Source organism: Dactylosporangium sucinum (assembly GCF_014647515.1).
Classification (GTDB): Bacteria; Actinomycetota; Actinomycetes; order Mycobacteriales; family Micromonosporaceae; genus Dactylosporangium; species Dactylosporangium sucinum.
The window spans coordinates 28,186-47,358 of record NZ_BMPI01000064.1 but is presented as its reverse complement, the minus strand read 5'-3'; the positions used below and the strand labels follow the sequence as shown (position 1 = coordinate 47,358).

17 protein-coding genes and 2 tRNA genes are annotated in these 19,173 nt (G+C 72.6%); 7 read left to right on the top strand and 12 right to left on the bottom strand.

The window, feature by feature from the left end:
* Window positions 1-2: 2 nt before the first annotated feature.
* Genes IEZ31_RS43545 through IEZ31_RS43535 form a run of 3 tightly spaced genes read right to left on the bottom strand, consistent with a single transcriptional unit; the run spans window position 3 to window position 3,733 of the window.
* Window positions 3-1,208 carry an allantoate amidohydrolase gene (locus tag IEZ31_RS43545; RefSeq protein ID WP_190256028.1) on the bottom strand — a complete coding sequence of 402 codons (1,206 nt, stop codon included), beginning with the start codon at window positions 1,206-1,208 and terminating at the stop codon, window positions 3-5.
* On the bottom strand, window positions 1,208-2,857 hold the full coding sequence (gene hutU, locus IEZ31_RS43540) for a urocanate hydratase (protein ID WP_190256007.1): 1,650 nt from the start codon (window positions 2,855-2,857) through the stop codon (window positions 1,208-1,210). The genes IEZ31_RS43545 and hutU overlap by 1 nt, the downstream gene beginning before the upstream one ends.
* A 12-nt stretch (window positions 2,858-2,869) precedes the next feature.
* Window positions 2,870-3,733: a MurR/RpiR family transcriptional regulator gene (locus IEZ31_RS43535; protein WP_190256006.1), complete on the bottom strand. Its 864-nt coding sequence runs from the start codon at window positions 3,731-3,733 to the stop codon at window positions 2,870-2,872.
* Window positions 3,734-3,828: 95 nt separating this feature from the next.
* Between IEZ31_RS43535 and IEZ31_RS43530 the strand changes: the two genes are divergently transcribed.
* The 3 genes from IEZ31_RS43530 to IEZ31_RS43520 all read left to right on the top strand — a co-directional run bounded on the left by IEZ31_RS43530 (window position 3,829) and on the right by IEZ31_RS43520 (window position 6,223).
* On the top strand, window positions 3,829-4,632 hold the full coding sequence (locus tag IEZ31_RS43530; protein ID WP_190256005.1) for an MOSC domain-containing protein: 804 nt from the start codon (window positions 3,829-3,831) through the stop codon (window positions 4,630-4,632).
* Window positions 4,633-4,770: 138 nt separating this feature from the next.
* Window positions 4,771-5,475, top strand: a complete 705-nt coding sequence (locus tag IEZ31_RS43525) for a hypothetical protein (RefSeq protein ID WP_190256004.1) — start codon at window positions 4,771-4,773, stop codon at window positions 5,473-5,475.
* A 256-nt stretch (window positions 5,476-5,731) separates the two neighbouring features.
* The gene (locus IEZ31_RS43520) at window positions 5,732-6,223 is read left to right on the top strand and encodes a hypothetical protein (RefSeq protein WP_190256003.1); all 492 of its coding nucleotides are present in this window, start codon (window positions 5,732-5,734) and stop codon (window positions 6,221-6,223) included.
* 401 nt (window positions 6,224-6,624) lie between these two features.
* On the opposite strand, the gene IEZ31_RS43515 is transcribed toward IEZ31_RS43520, so the two are convergent.
* The 6 genes from IEZ31_RS43515 to bcp form a co-directional block, all read right to left on the bottom strand.
* Window positions 6,625-7,356, bottom strand: coding sequence for a DUF7873 family protein (locus tag IEZ31_RS43515; protein ID WP_190256002.1), 732 nt, complete (start codon window positions 7,354-7,356; stop codon window positions 6,625-6,627).
* Window positions 7,357-7,409: 53 nt separating this feature from the next.
* Window positions 7,410-7,482, bottom strand: a tRNA-Leu gene (locus tag IEZ31_RS43510).
* A 21-nt stretch (window positions 7,483-7,503) separates the two neighbouring features.
* Window positions 7,504-8,352 carry a transglutaminase family protein gene (locus IEZ31_RS43505; RefSeq protein ID WP_190256001.1) on the bottom strand — a complete coding sequence of 283 codons (849 nt, stop codon included), beginning with the start codon at window positions 8,350-8,352 and terminating at the stop codon, window positions 7,504-7,506.
* Complete coding sequence (locus IEZ31_RS43500) at window positions 8,349-9,296, bottom strand: alpha-E domain-containing protein (protein WP_190256000.1); 948 nt, start codon at window positions 9,294-9,296, stop codon at window positions 8,349-8,351. The genes IEZ31_RS43505 and IEZ31_RS43500 overlap by 4 nt, the downstream gene beginning before the upstream one ends.
* Before the next feature lie 82 nt (window positions 9,297-9,378).
* Window positions 9,379-10,938 (bottom strand): circularly permuted type 2 ATP-grasp protein, encoded by a 1,560-nt coding sequence (locus IEZ31_RS43495; protein ID WP_190255999.1) that lies wholly within the window; start codon window positions 10,936-10,938, stop codon window positions 9,379-9,381.
* Between the two features lie 68 nt (window positions 10,939-11,006).
* Window positions 11,007-11,480 (bottom strand): thioredoxin-dependent thiol peroxidase, encoded by a 474-nt coding sequence (gene bcp, locus IEZ31_RS43490; protein ID WP_190255998.1) that lies wholly within the window; start codon window positions 11,478-11,480, stop codon window positions 11,007-11,009.
* A gap of 132 nt (window positions 11,481-11,612) precedes the next feature.
* On the opposite strand from bcp, the gene IEZ31_RS43485 reads away from it, so the two are divergent.
* The 4 genes from IEZ31_RS43485 (at window position 11,613) to IEZ31_RS43470 (ending at window position 15,644) form a co-directional block, all read left to right on the top strand.
* Window positions 11,613-13,310 carry a copper resistance CopC/CopD family protein gene (locus tag IEZ31_RS43485; protein WP_190255997.1) on the top strand — a complete coding sequence of 566 codons (1,698 nt, stop codon included), beginning with the start codon at window positions 11,613-11,615 and terminating at the stop codon, window positions 13,308-13,310.
* A 79-nt stretch (window positions 13,311-13,389) separates the two neighbouring features.
* Window positions 13,390-14,742 (top strand): hypothetical protein, encoded by a 1,353-nt coding sequence (locus IEZ31_RS43480; RefSeq protein ID WP_190255996.1) that lies wholly within the window; start codon window positions 13,390-13,392, stop codon window positions 14,740-14,742.
* A 134-nt stretch (window positions 14,743-14,876) separates the two neighbouring features.
* Window positions 14,877-15,515, top strand: coding sequence for an oligoribonuclease (gene orn, locus IEZ31_RS43475; RefSeq protein WP_190255995.1), 639 nt, complete (start codon window positions 14,877-14,879; stop codon window positions 15,513-15,515).
* Between the two features lie 53 nt (window positions 15,516-15,568).
* Window positions 15,569-15,644, top strand: a tRNA-His gene (locus IEZ31_RS43470).
* Window positions 15,645-15,755: 111 nt separating this feature from the next.
* Here IEZ31_RS43470 and IEZ31_RS43465 read toward each other — a convergent pair.
* The 3 genes from IEZ31_RS43465 to IEZ31_RS43455 all read right to left on the bottom strand — a co-directional run bounded on the left by IEZ31_RS43465 (window position 15,756) and on the right by IEZ31_RS43455 (window position 19,024).
* Window positions 15,756-17,015: a PKD domain containing protein gene (locus tag IEZ31_RS43465; protein WP_190255994.1), complete on the bottom strand. Its 1,260-nt coding sequence runs from the start codon at window positions 17,013-17,015 to the stop codon at window positions 15,756-15,758.
* 79 nt (window positions 17,016-17,094) lie between these two features.
* Window positions 17,095-17,508 (bottom strand): globin, encoded by a 414-nt coding sequence (locus tag IEZ31_RS43460; protein WP_190255993.1) that lies wholly within the window; start codon window positions 17,506-17,508, stop codon window positions 17,095-17,097.
* Window positions 17,509-17,512: 4 nt separating this feature from the next.
* Window positions 17,513-19,024 carry an MFS transporter gene (locus IEZ31_RS43455; RefSeq protein WP_190255992.1) on the bottom strand — a complete coding sequence of 504 codons (1,512 nt, stop codon included), beginning with the start codon at window positions 19,022-19,024 and terminating at the stop codon, window positions 17,513-17,515.
* Window positions 19,025-19,173 lie beyond the last annotated feature (149 nt).

Below are 19,173 nucleotides of genomic sequence, written 5' to 3'. Positions count from 1 at the left end.
GTTCACTGACATAGCCGGGCCAGCAGGTCGGTGAGGCGCTCCACCCCGACGGCGCAGTCGGCGGCGGACGCCGACTCCTGCGGGGCGTGGGACACTCCGGTCGGGTTGCGCACGAACAGCATCGCGGTGTCGACGTGGCCCGCGAGCACCCCGGCGTCGTGCCCGGCCCCGGTCGGCAGCACCGGGGCGCCCAGCTCCTTGGCGGCGAGGCGGCTGACGTTGCCGGCGAACTCGACCTCGCCCGTCAGCGACTCGGCCGCCATCGCCACCCGGGTGCCGTCGAGCCGGGCCCGCTCCTCGGCGCGCTGGTGGATGGTCTCGACGAGCCGCTCCAGCGTCGACTCGTCGGCGGCCCGCGCGTCGAGCCAGGCCGAGGCGTGGGCCGCGATCGCGTTGGTCGCGTTGGGCGCCACGTCGACCCGGCCGACCGTGGCGTGCGCGCCGTGGAGCCGGGCGACCTCGTCGGCGGCGAGGACGGTGTGCGCCAGCGTGAGCATCGGGTCGTGCCGGTCCGACATGCGGGTGGTGCCGGCGTGGTTGCCCTGGCCGGCGAAGTCGAAGCGATACCGCCCGTGCGGCCAGATGGCGCTGGCGACCCCGACGGGCGCGTCGATGTGGTCGAGCGCCCGGCCCTGCTCGATGTGCAGCTCCACGAACGCCGCCATGCGGTTGAGCCGCTCGGGGTCGGGCCCGAGACGGTCGGGGTCGAGGCCGGCGCGGCCCATCGCGTCGGCGAGGAGCACGCCGTCGCGGTCGCGCAGCCGCACCGCCTTCGCCGGATCGAACGCGCCGGTCATCAGCCGCGAACCGAGGCACGGCACCCCGAACCGGGCGCCCTCCTCCTCGGTGAACACGACCACCGCGAGCGGCCGGGTGGGCGTGACCCCGCGCTCGCGGAGCCGGTCGACGGCGAGCAGGCCGGACACCACGCCGAGCGGCCCGTCGTAGCCGCCGCCGTGCGGCACCGAGTCGAGGTGGCTGCCGGTGACGACCGCGCCGGCGCCCTCGGGCTCGCCCCACCAGGCCCACAGGTTGCCGTTGCGGTCGATCTCGACCTCGAGGTCGCGGTCGAGCGCCTCCTCGACGAACCACTCGCGGCAGACCAGGTCGGCATCGGTCCACGAGTGCCGCAGGTAGCCCCCGTCGCCCCCGGCCCGCCCGATCGGGCTCAGCGAGCTCCACAGCGCGGCGAACCGCTCGGCCGTCATCATGCCTGCTCTCCCATCGGCACCCGCAGGCCGGACGCGCCGGCGACCTCGGCCGCCTCCTCGTAGCCCGCGTCGACGTGGCGCAGCACGCCCATCGCCGGGTCGTTGGTCAGCACCCGCGCCAGCTTCTGCGCGGCCAGCTCGGTGCCGTCGGCGACCGACACCTGGCCCGCGTGGATCGAGCGGCCGATGCCGACGCCGCCGCCGTGGTGGATCGACACCCACGACGCGCCCGACGCCGTGTTGACCAGCGCGTTGAGCAGCGGCCAGTCGGCGATCGCGTCGGAGCCGTCGCGCATCGACTCGGTCTCCCGGTAGGGCGACGCGACGGAGCCGGTGTCGAGGTGGTCACGGCCGATGACGATCGGCGCCTCCAGCGTGCCGTCGGCGACCATCTCGTTGAACCGGAGGCCGGCCTTGTCGCGCTCGCCCTGCCCGAGCCAGCAGATGCGGGCCGGCAGCCCCTGGAAGGCGACCCGCTCGCGGGCCATCGTGATCCAGCGCCGCAGCGACTCGTTCTCCGGGAAGAGGTCGAGGACCGCCTGGTCGGTGGCGGCGATGTCGGCCGGGTTGCCGGAGAGGGCGGCCCACCGGAACGGCCCCTTGCCCTGGCAGAAGAGCGGGCGGATGTACGCCGGGACGAACCCGGGGAACGCGAACGCCCGGTCGAAGCCACCGAGCTGGGCCTCGCCGCGGATCGAGTTGCCGTAGTCGAACACCTCGGCGCCGCGGTCGAGGAAGCCGACCATCGCCTCCACGTGCCGGGCCATCGAGTGGCGGGCCCGCTCGGTGAACTCCTCCGGCTTCTGCGCCGCATACGCGGCCGCGTCCTCGGGCTCGACGCCGCTCGGCACGTATGACAGCGGGTCGTGCGCGGAGGTCTGGTCGGTCACGATGTCGACCGGCACGCCCATCCGCAGCAGCTCGGGCACGAGCAGCGCGGCGTTGCCCACGACGCCGACCGAGAGCGGCTTGCGGGCGATCTGCGCCTCGACCGCCCGCCGGACGCCGTCCTCCAGGGAGTCGGCGATGACGTCGAGATACCGCGTGGCCACCCGCCGCTCCAGGCGGGACCGGTCGACGTCGATGATCAGGCACGCGCCACCGTTCATGGTGACCGCGAGCGGCTGGGCGCCGCCCATGCCGCCGCAGCCGGCCGTCAGCGTCAGGGTGCCGGCGAGCGTGCCGCCGAACCGCTTCTCGGCCACCGCGGCGAACGTCTCGTAGGTGCCCTGCAGGATGCCCTGCGTGCCGATGTAGATCCACGAGCCGGCGGTCATCTGCCCATACATCGTCAGGCCCAGCGCCTCCAGGCGGCGAAACTCGGGCCAGGTCGCCCAGTCGCCGACCAGGTTGGAGTTGGCGATGAGGACCCGCGGCGCCCACTCGTGCGTCTGCAGCACCCCGACCGGGCGGCCCGACTGCACCAGCATCGTCTCGTCGGGCGCGAGCGTCGTCAGGGTGCGGACCAGCGCCCGGAAGGAGGGCCAGTCGCGGGCGGCCTTGCCCGTCCCGCCGTAGACGACCAGGTCCTGCGGCCGCTCGGCGACCTCCGGGTCGAGGTTGTTCATGAGCATGCGCAGGGCGGCCTCCTGCTGCCAGCCGCGCGCCGTCAACTGGGTGCCGCGAGGGGCACGCACCGTCTCCATGGAACTCCTCGGTTAGGGCAGGAAAACCTGGCGGGTGGCGGCGGATCGCTCGAAGGCCTCGAGCCGCGCCTGGGTCTCGGTCGGGGCGACGTCGCACATGGCCTGTAACAGCACGGTGACCATCGCCGAGGGGGCGGTGTGCATGTCGAACACCAGCCGCGAGCCCACCGCGGCCGGCAGCACCAGATCGGACTCGGCGGCGGCCGGGCTGACCGGCGAGTCGGTCACCGTCACCACGCGGAGCCCGGCCGCTCGCGCCTCCCGCAGCGCGTCGACCGCCTCACGCGGATAGCGGGGCAGCACAAACGCCAGCATCGCAACCGCGCCCGCCGCGCGGGCCTGTTCCAGCCGATCCGCGAGCAGGGTGCCCTGCTCCTGCACCAGCCGCACGTCCGGGTGGACCTTCGCCGCGAAGTAGCTGAACGAGCTCGCCAGGGCGGCCGCGGCGCGGATGCCGAAGACGGGCAGCGGCCGGCTCTCGACGAGCAGCCGGCCGGCCTCGGCCAGCGGCGCCGGGTCGCGCAGGGTGTCGGACAGGCGCTGCAGGTTGGCGATCTCGGCGGCCAGCGCCTGCTGGAACTGGTTGCCGGAGGCGGAGTCCGGATCGTCGTCCACTGTGGACGGGGCGTGCTGGTAACCGTCGAAGACCACCCGCAGCCGGTCGCGCAGCGCCGGATAGCCGTCGAAGCCGAGCGCCGTCGCGAAGCGGGTGACCGACGGCTGGCTGACCCCGGCCAGGGCGGCGACGTCGCCGCTGGAGAGATAACCGGCCCGGTTGGCGTGGTCGACCAGGCAGCGCGCGATGCGCCGCTGCGCGGGCGTCAGCCGCTGCCCGTCGAACAGCTCCAGGACCCGCTGGGCCGGGGAGGTCGTCATGGACCGACTGTATGCCTCCTTTCAGATGTGCGTCAACTGCATGGAGTCATTCAGAATGCTGGCCGGAAGGGGGGAACTCATGGGACGCTCGGGGCGTGCGGCTGACCTACCTGGCGACGTATCCGATCAAGAGCTGCTACCGGGTCGAGACCGACGCGGCGGAGGTGGAGCCGTGGGGGCTGGCCGGCGACCGGCGCTGGCTCGTCGTCGACGGCGACCGCAAACTCATCACGCAACGGGAGTGGCCGCAGCTGGGGCGGGTGCGGCCGGCGCCGACCCCGCGCGGCCTGGTGCTCAGGGCGCCCGGCCGGGCCGACCTGGACGTGCCGTTCCCGTCGGGGACGACGGAGGACGTCAAGCACTTCACGCTGTGGATCGCGGCCACGCCGGCCGGCGACGAGGTGGACCGGTGGCTGTCGGAGGTGATCGAGCGCCCGGCGCACCTGGTGCACCTGGACGACCCGACGCGGCGGCCGGTCGAGCCGGACTTCTCGGAGCCGGGCGACCGGGTGAGCTTCGCCGACGGGTTTCCGCTGCTGCTGACGAACGCGGCCTCGCTGGACGCGCTCAACGACTGGCTCGCCGAGGACGGCGACGAGCCGGTGCCGCTGACGCGCTTCCGGCCGAACGTGGTGGTGGGCGGCGCGCGGGCATGGGCGGAGGACGACTGGATCGGCCGGCGGATCGTCATCGGCGACGTGCCGTTCCGCGTGCCGAAGGCCTGCAGCCGGTGCGTGCTGACGACCATCGACCCGGAGACGGGCGAGAAGGGGCGCCAGCCGCTGCGGGTGCTCGGCCGGCGCCGGCGGTTCCCCGACGGGCTGCTGTTCGGCGTCAACCTGATCCCCGACGCGCGGGGGAAGGTCGCCATCGGCGACGAGGTGTCGGTCCTGGACTAGGCACCGGCCGAGCCGACTCGGCCGGCCGGGACGGGGTCTTGGGCCAGGCGTGCGGTGCGAAAGGGGTCTGGCCCGGGCCTGCGGTGCGAAAGGGGAATACCGCGTCGCGGGCGGCGGAAGCCGAGTCATGATCAACGGGTGACGCCCTTGCGGGTCCGGCCCCACCTCGCCGAGATCCTGGATCGGACCCACCACGTGGTGATGACGTTCAGCGTGCTGGGCAACCTGCTGCCTGCGCCGGGAGCGGTGGCCCGGCGCATCCGGGAGATGCTGCTCGACTCCGGGCACCGGATGTCGATCCTGGTCGGCGCGAGCGACAACCCGTTCGACATGCTCGCCGAGGCGTACCGCGTGTCGGAGGGCCTGGGCCGCCGGGCCGAGCAGATCGTCCACGACGCGGAGCTCGAGGCGGCCGACTGGGCGCCGGTCACCGCCGGCGCCGGGGAGCTGCTGCAGGCGTGCCGGGCGACGGGGCGGACGGTCGCGGTGTACGCGCCGCACAGCGAGTCGGCCGTGGGGCGGCACCTGCACCGGCTCGGGCTGCGGGGGCTGGTCGGCCCGGCGCTCGGGCGGGGGTTCGCGATGCGCAACCCGGCGGTGCGGACGATGGCGCCCGTGCTGGAGGCGCTCGGTGTCGCGGCCGGGGACACGGCGGTGGTGTGCGCGACCTTCGCGGCGATGTCGGCCACCCAGCGGGCCCGGGCGCACGCCGTCGGTGTGGAGCGGATCCGGGAGCCGCGAAAGGTGCTGCACGGCGGCGAGGGGCGCAACGCGGTCGTCCGGTCGCTGACGGCGCTGGCCGAGGCCGTCGAGGAGTGCGGCCCGCCCCCGGACGCCCGCTGACCCGCCGCTGCCGGGCCGGGAGAGCGCGGCCGGCGGAGGGAGGAGGGCGGGGCGCGAAGGAACCGAGGGGGTGCGGGTGAGGGTCCGACGTCGAAGCCGGATGCATGGGATCGACGGCAGCCGTGGTGACCGGTATCCGGCAGTTGGTCGTACGCCGGATGTCTGGGCTGGTGGCGGGCGGGGAGTTGCGCGCAGTGCCGGCGGTCACGGCATTGCGTGACTGCGGGAGCCCCGCGGCTCTGGTAGAACAACGCGCGTGTCATTTCTGCTGTGGTCCGGGCGGGCCATCGGGTACCGGCGGGCGGCCGCCGGGGCGACGGTGGCCCTGGGGTGCTTCGTCGCCGGGTATCTCGTCGTTCCCGAGCGCGCCCTCGAGCAGCCGAAGTGGTTGCTGCTGAGTGCGGTCCTGTTCCTCGCGGGGCTGGCCGTGGCCGGCTGGGCGGCGGCCATGGGGCACGTCGGGGTGCAGATCAGCATGTACAACGTGCGGATCCGGCACGGGCTGCTGCCGATGCCGCCGATCTCGGTGCCGCTGCGGATGATCGGGGAGCTGCGCTCCGTCGACGTGCAGTCGAGCATCGGGCAGCGGTGGGGGTGGACCTGGGTGCCCGGGCGTGGGCGGGCCGTCATCGTGCGGTCCGGGCCGGCGCTCGTCTTCGACTTCGGCGGGCGGCAGTTCATGGTGAGTGTCGACGATCCCGAGGACGCCATCGCCGCGCTCGGGAGGGTCCGGGCAACTGCCCGCTGAGGCCGGCGAGTTGGTGAAGCCCGGGGGAGTATCCATCCCCCGGGCCTCGGCGTGCCGCCCAATTGCGCACACCGGCACGTTTGAAGGGCACGGGTCAGCTTCAGGGCGTCGCGCTCTTCGATTGAGCTATCGGCCCGGGAAAGAGGGCCGAGCGGGAGTTGAACCCGCAACCTCGACGACGGTGCCCGCGCTCGGTCGATCCGGTGTTCGGCGGCGAATGCTCAGACTGGAGCGAGAAGTTGAGTTTGTGTTTCGGCTCCCGCGGCTGCCTCTTCCCCTTGGGCTACGCCGCCACGAGGAATGGCGGCGGGAGGATTCGAACCTCCACTGTCACCGCAAGGGCCTGTCAAACTGAGCCTCAGGTTCAGTCTGCGCTCCTTGCGCGCCGCCAATCCTAGCCGTCACCCGAACAGGAAGCGAAAGACTTTCTCGCCGGTCTCCTGGTCGACCACCTCGGCGCCGTTGGCCTCCTCGCGGGCGAACTTCACCGCCGCCTGCAGCTTCTCGACGCGCTCGACGAGCTCGTTGACGCGCTTGGCGGGCAGGGCGCCGGAGAACTTCACCGTCTTCCAGTAGCCGATGACGACGTCCTCGTAGTAGACCTCGACCTGCGCGGGGTGCTTCTCCGTGGCCTCGGCCTTCACGTGGTTGCGCGGGATCTTCTTCGTGCGCGTGGTCTGGGTCGGCTCGGTGGCGTAGCAGTCGGCGGAGGCGTCGTAGGCCCACGTCTCGGCGGCGTCGAGGACCGGGAGCTTACGCACGAACGTCAGCAGGTCCACCAGCTGCTTCTCCAGGAACAGCAGGTAGGAGACCGGCACGTCGCGCAGCAGCGGCGAGCCGTCGACGACCACGTCGGCGCGGGCCACGCAGTTGGTCCAGTCCTTGGTCGCCGTCACGTCGAAGAGGCGGGTGAGGATGGTCGCCGTCTGGCGCAGCACCTCGTCGGCCTTCACCTGGACGCGGGTCGACTCGGGCGGCAGCTGCTCGCCCTCCTCGTCCTTCGGGCGATACGTGCGCGCGATGCCGGCCAGCAGCGCCGGCTTCTGCAGGACGTGGTGGGCCTCGGTGAGCTCCTGGAAGGAGCGGGACTTGACGCCCTTCTCCACCGCGATGATCTGATTCAGCTTCGTCATAATGCGCACGAGTGTACGAGCGTGTGGCGAGCCGGAAACAGCCAATAAATGCGTGGGGCCGGTGAGAGTCGAACTCACACTGGCACGGACCTAAACCGTGTGCCTCTGCCATTGGGCTACGGCCCCTGCAACCGAGACACACTGTACTCAGGCCAGTCGTGTGATCTCCACGGTGACTCCCAGGTGCTTGCTCGGTGCCCCGTGGTACACGCCGCGCAACGGCGGGACGTCGTCGTAGTCGCGGCCGCGGGCCACCACCACGTGCCGGGGGCCGACCGGCACCCCGTTGGTGGGATCGAAGCCGGTCCACTCCCCGCACCACCACTCGACCCAGGCGTGGCTCTGCCCGGCGACGGTCTCGCCCACCTCCGCCTCGACCTTCGGGTGCAGATATCCCGAGACGTACCGCGCCGGCACGCCCCGGGCCCGCAGCAGCCCGACGGTCAGGTGCGCGATGTCCTGGCAGACGCCCTTGCGCAGGTCCCACGCCTCCTGGGCACTGGTCTGCACGCCGGTCGATCCAGGTACATAGGCCACCTCCGATCGCACCCAGTGCGAAAGATCGACGGCGGCCACGCCAGGGGACGCCCCGTCCAGAGCGGACCAGGCGAGATCGACGAGCGCGGGATCCACCGCCGTCAGCGGCCGCTCGGTGAGGAACTCGGCCTGCGCGTCCAGCACCGCGTCGGCCCGCAACTCGCTCCAGTCCAGCGCCGCCGACGCGGCCGGCGGCGGCGACACCTCGACCAGGCTGCTGGAGACCACCCGCAGCTGCTGGTGCGGCCGGTGCAGGTCGAACGCGGTGACCTGGGTGGCCCAGTAGTCGTGGTACCGGTAGGTCGCCGCCCCCGGCGTCACCTCGACCTGGCTGAACAGCGTCGTCTGCCACGGCAGCGTCAGCGGCGTGAGCCGGGCCTCGTTGTAGGAGGCCGAGACGGTGCCGGCGTACTTGTAGCCGGTCACGTGCCGGATCTTCAACCGCCAGCTCGTGCTCATGACCCACCCCAGGCGACGGTGCCCCACGTGACGGGCGTGGACTGCGGGAAGTACCGGGCGGTGATCGCCGCGCTCGCCGTCGCGCAGGTCTGCTGCAGCGCGCGCAGGTGCTGCGGCAGCTCGCTGAGCAGCGTGCTGATGTCGGCGTACTCCAGCCGGGTGCGGATCTGCCCGATCGGCCGCCGCGCCGGGTCCGTCACGCCGGCCCGCTCGGTGGTCGGCGCCAGGTCGCGCAGGCACTGCTCCGCGGTGCCGAGGGCGTGCAGGGCGGACCGGGGGAAGAGCCGGTCGAGGAGCAGGAACTCGGTGACCCGCTGCGGGTCGAACGTGCCACCGTGCGTGCGCAGGAACGCCTCGTCGGCCCCGCACGAGCGCAGCACCGTCCGCCAGCCGGTGACCTCGTCGGGCGTGTGCGTCTGGATCGACAGCAGCCGCGCGGTCATGTCCACGCGCTCCAGCGAGCGGCCCAGCACGAGGAAGCGCCACCCGTCGTCCCGGCTCATGGTGGACTCGGCGAGCCCCGCCAGTACCGCGGCCCGCTCCCGCACATAACTGAGGAACACGGTCGGTCCGAGGCGCTCGGCCGCGACCCGGCGGGAGGCCAGCGTGTGCCAGGTGACGTTGAGGCACTCCCACATCTCGCTGGAGATCGTCTCGCGCACGCCCCGGGCGTTGTCGCGGGCCGCCACGATCGCGCCGGAGATGGCGCTCGGGTCCTCGGCGTCGAACGCGAGCAGCTCCAGCACGTCGCCGGTGGTGAGGCGGCGGTCCTGCGGGGCGGGCGCACCCAGGATCGACATCAGTGAACGGCAGGCGGCGTCCTCGTCGGCCCACGGGTCCTCCAGCAGGCGGCCGAGGAACGCGTCGAGGATGCGGGCGGTGTCGTCGGCCCGCTCGACGTAGCGGCCGATCCAGAACAGCGACTCAGCGATACGACTCAGCATCCCGCCACCTCCGCTTCGCTCCGGTGGCGGGTAAGCACCGGTGCTTTCCGGTGAGCGGCCCCTCCGCTGCGCTCCGGACCGCTCACTGCCCCGCCAGCTGAGCGGCGGCCGGTCCGCTGTCGCGCGGGCCGGCGGCGGAGTCCCGCGGCTCGACCGGGGCGCGCGGGCGGAGGGGAGCGGGTGCCGGTTCGCCCGGGTGGGCCAGGACCCAGGTGTCCTTGGAGCCGCCGCCCTGGCTGGAGTTGACGACCAGGGCGCCCTCCGGCAGGGCGACCCGGGTCAGCCCGCCGGGCAGGAGCCAGATCTCGCTGCCGTCGTTCACGGCGAACGGACGCAGGTCGATGTGCCGGGGCGCGACCCGGTCGCCGAGCAGCGTCGGCGAGGTGGACAGCGCCACCGGGCGCTGCGCGATCCAGCCGCGCGGGTCCTGCTCGACGGTCCGGCGCAGCGCGGCGAGGGCCTCCTGCGAGGCCTGCGGGCCGATGACGATGCCCTTGCCGCCGGCGCCGTCCACCGGCTTGAGGACCAGTTGGTCGAGGCGGCCGAGGACGTCGTGGAGCACGTCCGGGTCGCGGTCGTCGAGCCGGAACGTCTCGACGTTGTCGATGAGCGGCTCCTCGGCCAGGTAGTAGCGGATCAGGTCGGGGACGTAGGTGTAGACGAGCTTGTCGTCGGCGACCCCGTTGCCGACCGCGTTGGCCAGCGTGACCTGCCCGGCGCGGGCGGCGTTGACGATGCCCGGGCAGCCGATCACCGAGTCGGGCCGGAAGTGCAGGGGGTCGATGAACTCGTCGTCGACCCGCCGGTACACCACGTGCACCGGCCGCTCGCCCTGCGTGGTGCGCATCCGCACCCGGTTGCCGCTGCAGACCAGGTCGCGGCCCTCGACCAGCTCGACGCCCATCAGGCGGGCGAGGAGGGCGTGCTCGAAGTACGCCGCGTTGTACACGCCCGGCGTGAGCACCACCACGGTCGGGTCGTCGACGCCCTCCGGCGCGGCGGCCCGCAGCGCGGCGAGCAGCCGGGCCGGGTAGTCGTCGACCGGCCGCACCCGCGCGTCGGCGAACAGGGCCGGCATCGTGTGCGTGAGCGCACGCCGGTTCTCGATGACGTACGACACCCCGGACGGGATCCGCAGGTTGTCCTCGAGGACCCGGAACCGGCCCTCCTCGTCGCGGACCAGGTCCACGCCGCTGATGTGCACGCGCACGCCGTTGGGCGGCTCGATGCCGTGGGCCTGCCGGTGGAAGTGCGCGCTGGTGGTGATCAGCCGGCGGGGCACGACGCCGTCGGCGAACACCCGGCCGGCGCCGTAGATGTCCGCCAGGAACGACTCCAGGGCCTTCACCCGCTGCTGGACCGCGGCGGTCAGCAGGTCCCACTCGGTGGCGTCGATGATCCGCGGGATCAGGTCCAGCGGGAACGGCCGCTCCTCGCCCGCGTAGGCGAAGGTGACCCCGCGGTCGGTGAAGACGCGGGCCAGCTGGTCGGCGCGGAACCGGAGGTCGGCCGGTGCCAGCGGCTGGAGCGCGGCGAACAACGAGCGATACGGCCCCCGGGGCTGTCCGGGGCGCTCGAACATCTCGTCCCACGCCTCGAACATGGCCCCGGACATCGCATAGTCATCGAAGATGTCCGCCATGACGAGAGCCTAGGCAGGGACCGTTTCGGCGGCATTACCGGTGTGTTTTGACGCAGATCTTGCGCTGGTCAGTCCAGGCCCAGGTCCCGGCGCAGCTTGGCCACGTGCCCCGTCGCCTTGACGTTGTAGAGGGCGCGCTCGATGTGCCCCTTCTCGTCGATGACGAACGTGGAGCGGATGACGCCGAGCACGGTGCGGCCGTAGTTCTGCTTCTCGCCATACGCGCCGTAGGCCCGCAGGACCGTGCGGTCCGGGTCGGACACGAGCGGGAAGGTGATCGCGTCGCGCTCCCGGAACTGGGCCAGCTTGGCCGGCGAGTCGGGGGAGATGCCCACGACCTCGTAGCCGGCCGCCTGTAAGGAGGCCAGGTTGTCGCGGAAGTCGCAGGCCTGCTTCGTGCAGCCGGGCGTCATGGCCGCCGGATACGCATACAGGACAACCTTGCGTCCGCGAAGGTCGGCGAGCGACAGCGGCTCGTCCCGATCCGTCTGCAGCGTGAACTCGGGTGCGATGTCACCCGGCTCCAGGCGCGTCGTGGTCATGAACGGACTCTATCGCGGACCCCGGCCCGGCCACTGACCCGTATCGCGCACCGTCCATGGGTGGTGACGAAACGTCATCGGGAACTTCCGGGCCCGGCCCCGCGACTATCCGCAAATGACCCACGCGAAATCATGAGGGCCATGACCCCACGCAAATGGGCCGTTGCACTGGCCATGCTCCTCGGGGCGTTGGTCACCCTGGTGCTGCCCGCCGCGCCCGCCAGCGCGCACGCGACGCTCGAGCAGACCGCCCCCGTCGCCGGCACGGTCCTCGACCAGCTGCCCGGCGAGGTCACGCTCACGTTCAGCGAGCCGGTGCGGGTCGTCACCGACAAGATCCGGGTGATCGCGCCCGACGGCAGCCGGGTGGACACCGGCAAGCCCGTGGCCCGCGACACCGAGCTTGTCGTGCCGCTCAAGCCGGGCGGCCCGAAGGGCACCTACCTGGTCAGCTACCGGGTCATCTCGGCCGACAGCCACCCGGTGAGCGGCGGTTACAGCTTCTCCTACGGCGAGGTCTCGGCCACCCCGAGCGACGACGGCTCGCCCGTCGTGCAGACCGACCCCGTGGTCAAGAACGCCATGTCCGTCGCGCGGTTCGCCGGGTTCGCCGGGCTCGTGCTGCTCATCGGGCCGGCGCTGGTGCTGTTCGCGCTCTGGCCGCGCCGGCTCCCGACCCGGTCGCCGGGCCGCCTGGCGCTGCTCGGCGCCGGCCTGCTCGCGGTCAGCACGGTGCTCGAGTTGTACCTCCAGATCCCCTACACCGCCGGGAACTCCCTCTTCGAGGTCTCCGGCGACGCCGCCCGGGAGGTGCTCGGCACCCCCTTCGGCGCCGCCCACCTGATCCGCCTGGCCGTCATCGCCGCGGTCGCCCTGCTGCTGCGCCCCGTGATCGCCGGCCGGGCCGGCAAGATCGACCAGACGCTGCTCGTCATCCTGGGCGTGGTCGGCCTGGCCACCTGGCCGATCTCCGGGCACCCGAGCGCCTCCCCGGTGCCGACGCTGACCGTCGTCGCCGACGTGGCCCACCTGGCCGCGATGTCGGTCTGGCTCGGCGGGCTGGTCATGCTGTTCGGCTTCCTGCTGCGCCAGGCCAACACCCGCGAGCTCACCGCGATCGTGCCGGTGTGGTCGGGCTGGGCGCTGTTCGCGATCACCGTCCTGGTGCTCGCCGGCACCGCCCAGGCGCTGGTCGAGATCGGCACGCTCGACGCGTTGACCGGCACCACCTACGGCCGGCTGGTCATCGCGAAGGTGGCCCTGCTCGCGATCATCATCGGGGTCGCGGCGTACTCCAGGAGCCTCACCAATCGCCGCTTCGTCCCCGCCCCCGTGGAGGGCGACGAGGAACCCGCCGGCGAGCCCGAGGTCGGCGACGGCGACCGGCGGCTGCTGCGCCGGGCCGTGTTCGCCGAGGTCGCCGTCGCGATCGTCGTCCTGGCCGTCACGTCCGTGCTCGTGCAGACCTCGCCGGCCCGCAGCGCGCAGGCCGGGAACACCCCGTCCGGCCCGTTCACCGGGACCGTCACCACGAACCTGGTCAAGCTGCAGGTCGACGTCTCGCCGGCGACCGTCGGGCAGAACACCGTGCACCTGTACGCGCTGAAGCCCGACGGCTCCGGCCCGTTGAAGGTCGTCGAGTGGAAGGCGACGGCGGCCCTGCCCGAGAAGGGCATCGAGCCGCTGACCGTGCCCGTGCTGGCGATCACCGAGGACCACGCGTTCGGCCAGGTCTCGCTGGTGACGGCCGGCACCTGGGAGTTCAAGTTCGTCGTCCGCGTCGACGACCTGAACCAGTCCACGGTCACCGTGCAGGTCCCGGTGAAGTAATTTCGGGCAATAAGGGCATACTGCGCGAATATTGCCGGTATGGTCGCCCTCAGAACGCTGGGGGAAGGGGCCGCTGCCAATGGTCGTGCGTCTGGTTCGGGCAGGTGTCGGCGCGCTGCTGCTGCTCATCGCGGTGCCGCTGGCGCTCGCCGGTGGCGGACTCTGGACGGCCATGGGGCATCGCGCCGCCGACGACACGTTCACGGCACGACTGGAGCGCGTCCACGCGGACGGTCACGCGCTGGTCGTGCCGGACGTCGACGCGCTGCTGCGAGCCGACGCGCCGTTCGCGCGGGGTGGGCAGACCACGCTCACCCTGTCGGCGCGCGGCTCCGGCGGCCCCGTGTTCATCGGCCTCGGCCCGGCCGCGGACGTGACCCGCTACCTGGACGGCCTGGCGCAGTCCCGGGTCACCCAGGTCCGGCTGGCCCGCGGCCCGCTCCCGGTCGAGGTGACGGCCCGCCCGGGCCGCCTCGCCACGGTGGCGCCGTCCCAGCCGGTCATGAACGGCTCCGGCCAGCCGGGCCCGGACGGCCCCGAGCAGCCGGGGGCCGCGCCCGCGGAGGCGCCGCTGCCGGGGCCGGGCGGGCAGCTGTTCTGGCTGGCGAAGAGCACCGGGCAGGCCGGCGTGGCCGAGCTCGCCTGGTCGCCGTCCGCGCTGCGGGGCCGCCACCTGGCGCTGGTCGTGATGAACGCCGACGGCCGCGCGGGCGTCGACGTGGCGATGACCGCCCGGCTGGCGCCGGCCTGGCTCGCCCCGACGGCGACCGCGGCGCTGGTCCTGGGCGTGGCGCTGTTCCTGCTCGCGCTGCTGACGCTGGCCTGGTCCCAGCGGCACCGTACGGAGCCGCAGGCGCTCCCGGTCCTGCCGGAACAGCCCACGCCGGCGACCCGGAGCCGGTTCGGGTTGCCGAAGCTGTTCGCGGCCCGGGCCGCCGCCCCGGCCGAGACCCCGGCCGAGACCCCGGCCGAGACCCCGGCCGAGACCCCGGTCGACGAGGAGCCGGACGGGCAGCCGGCCGATACCGAGGACACGACCGCAGTCGATGCCGTGGAGGTCGCCCCGGAACCGGTGACCGGGCAGGGTCCGACGCTCCGGCCCGTCGTCGAGGGAGAGCTGGCCGACGTCCTGGCGGCGATCCTGGCCGACGCCACTGTGGCCGACGACGCCACCGAAGGCGCCACCGAAACCGGGCGGACCGGGACCACGGTCGAGAGCGCCGAGGTCGAGAACGCCGCCCAGCGGGCCGACCCGGGGTGTGAGCTGGATCGCCCGCTGCCCGAAGGTGCCCTCGTCGACGCCGGGGAGCGCGGCCCCGTGGAACTGCCGCCCCTGCCCGCCCTGCCGGCGATCGAGCTGCACTTCACCTGGGCGCCGGTGAGCCTGGACGAGGAGCGGGACACCGCCGGTACCGCATCCACCAACCGGTGAGTCCCCGAACCCCGCGCCGGCCGTGACGCCGGCCACGTCGGGGTGGGCAAGATCGGACAACTCGGACGGCGGGCGGCCGTCGAACCGTAAGGGTCCGGGTGGTTGCGTCCATCAAGGAGTGAGCAGTCGGCCGGATGAACACTAGGCTGTCTGGTGTGGGTGATCTTTTGGTCTGGATCGACTGTGAGATGACGGGGCTCGATCTGGGGAAGGACGCGCTGATCGAAGTCGCGGCGCTCGTGACCGACCCCGATCTCAACGTGCTCGGCGACGGCGTCGACGTGGTGATCCACGCCGACGACGAGCGGCTCGACGGGATGCTGGAGGTGGTCCGGGACATGCACAGCCGGTCCGGGCTCACCGAGGCGGTCCGCGCGTCCGCCGTGACGCTGGCCGAGGCCGAGGACCTCATCATGGCGTACGTCACGGAGTACGTCCCCGACCCGCGCACGGCACCGCTCTGCGGCAACTCGATCGCGACCGACCGGGGATTCCTCGCCCGCGACATGCCGCGCCTCGACAACCACCTCCACTACCGCATGATCGACGTCTCGTCGATCAAGGAGCTCTGCCGGCGGTGGTATCCGCGGGTGTACTTCGGCCAGCCGCCCAAGGGCCTGGCCCACCGCGCGCTGGCGGACATCCGCGAGAGCATCCGCGAGCTGGAGTACTACCGCCGCACCCTCTTCGTGCCCCTGCCCGGCCCGGACGTCGAGGCGGCCAAGGCCATCGCCGCCGAGCTGAGCCGGGAAGGTGACACGAACGCGTCATAACCCTGTCGACGAATCCGCGGACCGATGCCCTACTATTAGCGGGCACGTTCATGGTGGCTGTAGCTCAGTTGGCAGAGCACCGGGTTGTGGTCCCGGGTGTCGTGGGTTCAAATCCCATCAGTCACCCCATGTAGTCGGCCCTGGTCGCGAGACCGGGGCCGACGTGTTGTTCCGGCCGATGCTCCGGCCAAGCGCAGCGGCCCCCGTCCGCAGACGAGGGCCGCGACGTCCGGTGACCGGCTAGCCGATCGGCAGCAGGGCGAGCTTGCCGTGGTATTCGTCGCCGATCCGGTCGGTGTCCGAGCCCACCAGCAGCCCCTGCGGCGTCGCCAGCAACGCCCGGGCGCCGACCCCGCGCGGGTTCCGCCTGGGGTTGAAGGCCGTCGCCCTGCCCGTCGCCGGGTCCAGCGCCGCGATGCCCGGCCGGGGCGTCGCCCCCGGGCCCGCCGTCTCGCGGCCCAGCGGGTTGTCCATCCAGCGCTGGTGCCCGCCGACGTAGATCGCGGCCCCGGTGTCGGCGACCGAGTACAGCGAGTCGCCGCCCGTCCAGTTCACCCACAGCGGCCGGTGCAGGCCCGAGCCCCGCAGGTCGAAGCGCGCCGCCGTGTCGCACATCAGCTTCTCGCCCCACTTGCGCCCCGTGGTGACGATCGTGGCGTAGGTGCCGGTCGGGTCGAAGTCGATGCCCCGCAGGTACGTCTCGAAGCCGGCCCGGCAGGGCTTGGTGTAGGCGTCGGTGTACCAGTCGGCCAGGCGGGCCGGGCCGTTGGCCGGGATGTCGACCATGACGACCTGGGCCCGGTACTGGCCGCCGGCCTGCTCGACCGCGCCGATCGCGCCCAGGCGGGTGCCGTCCGGGGTCAGGGCCAGGTCCTCCAGCTTGACCCGGGTCAGGTTCGGCGCCGCCAGCCTGAGGTCGAACGTGGCGTCGGCGATGCCGCTCGTGCCGTTCAGCCGGGCCAGGCCGGGCCGGTCGAGGGTGCCGATCCTGCTGAACGACCCGGCCGCGTACACCCACGGGCCGTAGGCGACGATGCTGCGCACGTCGCCCCAGGCGATCACGCCGACGAACGCCGGCACCCGGTTGCCGTCGGCCAGGTTGAGCTGCGCGATGCCGCGCTGTGCGGCGCCGTTGACGCGAAGGAAGTTGCCGCCCGCGTAGACGGTGCCGTTCGGCCCGGCCGCGAGCGTGAAGACCTCGCCGTCGACGGCCGGGGCGAACGGGAGGACCTCGCCGGTGGAGGCGCGATAGGCGAAGAGGTTGCTCCGCTTGTACCGCACCTTCCGGGCGGCGTCACTGACCGTGCTGAAGTCGCCGCCGACCACCACGGCGTCGCCGACCAGCGCGAACGCCCGCACCTCGCCGTCCAGGACGTGAGGCGTGAAGTCGGCCGGGTTCGTCGACACGGTCGCCGCGTGGTTGAGCGCGGCTGAGGCAGGGATGGCGACCGCGAGCGCGGCCAGTGCTGATACGGCAGCGGCGAGCAGGCCTCGGCGCATACGTGGTCTCCTTCGTCGTGAAGTGCCCGCCAGGGGGCGCATACTTCATCAACGAGGAAACGTTACGAAAGCGAGCGTCTCAGCGTATTTGTCCGATTAGTCCACCGGAAGGGGACTCGTCGGCGTTGACCATGAAGTGGGCGGCGCGCTCCAGGTACTCCCAGAGGACCGCCTCGTGCTCCGGGTCGAGCTCGAGCGCGTCGACCGCCACCCGCATCCGCCGCAGCCAGGCGTCGCGCTCGGCCGGGCCGATGACGAACGGCGCGTGCCGCATCCGCAGGCGCGGGTGGCCACGCTGCTCGGAGTAGGTGGCCGGGCCGCCCCAGTACTGGATGAGGAACAGGCGGAACCGCTCGTTGGCCGGCCCGAGGTCCTCCTCGGGATAGAGCGGGCGCAGGACAGGGTCCTCGGCCACGCCCTCGTAGAACACGTCGACCAGTTTGCGGAACGTGGGCTCGCCGCCGACGAGCTCGTAGAAGTTGGGGGCCGTCACGCCATCAACTATGCCGTGCCGGCTGCGAGGACGGCGACGGTGGCGGGGGAAGACCGCCGAGCTCGGTCGTGCGCTCGGACAGGTCGACGGTGCGCTCGGCCGGGTCGGCCATCGGCGGGTGGGCCGGCCGGGCGGCCGGGCCGGGCGACGGGCGCGGGCGGCGGGCCGGCAGCGGGGCGCGGCCCAGGTCGATGGTGACCTCGCCGAAGTCCTCGCTGCCCGCGGGCGTGCGACCGGCGTGCTCCAGCTCGGCGACGCGCACCTTGTTGGCGGCGATCGCGTCGGCGATCGTGGCCTGCGCCGGCCAGATGGTGAGGATCACCGCCATGGCGACCACGCCGGCCATGCTGAAATACCCCACCACGTTGGGCAGCTGGAAGTGCTCGGCCAGCCAGCCGGTGCCGACGATCGCGCCGCCCTGGATGAGATGCACGCCACTCTGCATGACGCCGAACGCCCGGGCCCGGAACGCGGGCGGGAGCACCTGCACGAACAGCGCGTTGGTGGCCGGCAGCGTGCCGGCCAGGGCCCCGCCGGAGATCAGCGTCATGACGACCACGCCGGCGATGTTCGGGTCGAACAGCGAGGGCACCAGGGCGAGCGGCGTGATGATCGCGACCGGCCGGATGAGCTTGACCCGCTGGTGCGGCTTGATCAGCCAGGTGACGAGCACGCTGCCGAAGACGAAGCCGACGGCGGCCGCCACCATGATCACGCCGAGGTAGATCGCGTTGGGGCCGCCGGCCAGGTGCGCCGACCAGGCCGCGGCCAGGCCCTCGGGGACGACGCCGAAGCAGACGCCGCAGAAGACCAGCAGCGCGATGGCGCGCATCACGGGGGAGCGGAAGACGACCGTGTACCCCTCGATGCTCTCCCGGATGAGGTTGGTGCGCTGCTCGACCCGCAGGCTGGGGGCGCGCTCCTTGACCCGGAAGAAGACCAGCAGCGCCGACGCGGCGAACGTGCCGGCGTTGAACACCAGCGCGTAGCGGGAGTCGACGGCGGTGAGCGCCGCGCCGCAGGCGTAGCCGGCGATCAGCGCCACCTGGGCGGCGGTGCGCTGCATGGTGAGCGCGGTGACATACTTCTCGCCGGTCAGGATCCGCGGCAGCAGCGCCGAGCGGGCCGAGTCGAACGGCGGGCTGAGCAGTGCGCTGATGAACAGCAGCCCGATGAGCGCGGCGGTCGGCAGGCCGCCGAACACGGCCAGCGCCACCATGATCGCCATGCGGAGCAGGTCGCTGAGGACCATGATCTTCCGGTACGAATACCGGTCGGCGATGGCGGCCAGCACCGCCCCGATGCCGAGCCACGGCAGGTAGCTGATGGCGAACGCGGCGGCCGACGCGATCGGGGACTCGGTCCGCAGGTAGACCAGGGCGATCACGGCGGCCCGGGCCACGCTGTCGCCGAACCACGACAGCGAACTGGCGGCGAAGACGGCGACATACTCGCGGTTGGCGAGCGTCTCACCGATGGTCGCCGGGCGGTTCGCGGACTCGTCGGGGTCGGACACCGGCGGAGCCCCCTTCCATCGGTCACGACAGCGGCGTCAAACGTTCGCGGGCGCGGCCGAACCGGTCATTCCAGTGCCAAGAGGGGTCAAACGGCACCGGACCGGGACACTGTGCAGCGATGCACCTGAACGAACGGACGATAACCGAC

Excerpts from the sequence above, each read along its gene's own strand:
- IEZ31_RS43545 (WP_190256028.1), bottom strand. The coding sequence starts at position 1,208 with ATGACGGCCGAGCGGTTCGCCGCGCTGTGGAGCTCGCTGAGCCCGATC.
- hutU (WP_190256007.1), bottom strand. The coding sequence starts at position 2,857 with ATGGAGACGGTGCGTGCCCCTCGCGGCACCCAGTTGACGGCGCGCGGC.
- IEZ31_RS43535 (WP_190256006.1), bottom strand. The coding sequence starts at position 3,733 with ATGACGACCTCCCCGGCCCAGCGGGTCCTGGAGCTGTTCGACGGGCAG.
- IEZ31_RS43515 (WP_190256002.1), bottom strand. The coding sequence starts at position 7,356 with ATGACGAAGCTGAATCAGATCATCGCGGTGGAGAAGGGCGTCAAGTCC.
- IEZ31_RS43505 (WP_190256001.1), bottom strand. The coding sequence starts at position 8,352 with ATGAGCACGAGCTGGCGGTTGAAGATCCGGCACGTGACCGGCTACAAG.
- IEZ31_RS43500 (WP_190256000.1), bottom strand. The coding sequence starts at position 9,296 with ATGCTGAGTCGTATCGCTGAGTCGCTGTTCTGGATCGGCCGCTACGTC.
- IEZ31_RS43495 (WP_190255999.1), bottom strand. The coding sequence starts at position 10,938 with ATGGCGGACATCTTCGATGACTATGCGATGTCCGGGGCCATGTTCGAG.
- bcp (WP_190255998.1), bottom strand. The coding sequence starts at position 11,480 with ATGACCACGACGCGCCTGGAGCCGGGTGACATCGCACCCGAGTTCACG.
- IEZ31_RS43485 (WP_190255997.1), top strand. The coding sequence starts at position 11,613 with ATGAGGGCCATGACCCCACGCAAATGGGCCGTTGCACTGGCCATGCTC.
- IEZ31_RS43480 (WP_190255996.1), top strand. The coding sequence starts at position 13,390 with ATGGTCGTGCGTCTGGTTCGGGCAGGTGTCGGCGCGCTGCTGCTGCTC.
- orn (WP_190255995.1), top strand. The coding sequence starts at position 14,877 with ATGAACACTAGGCTGTCTGGTGTGGGTGATCTTTTGGTCTGGATCGAC.
- IEZ31_RS43465 (WP_190255994.1), bottom strand. The coding sequence starts at position 17,015 with ATGCGCCGAGGCCTGCTCGCCGCTGCCGTATCAGCACTGGCCGCGCTC.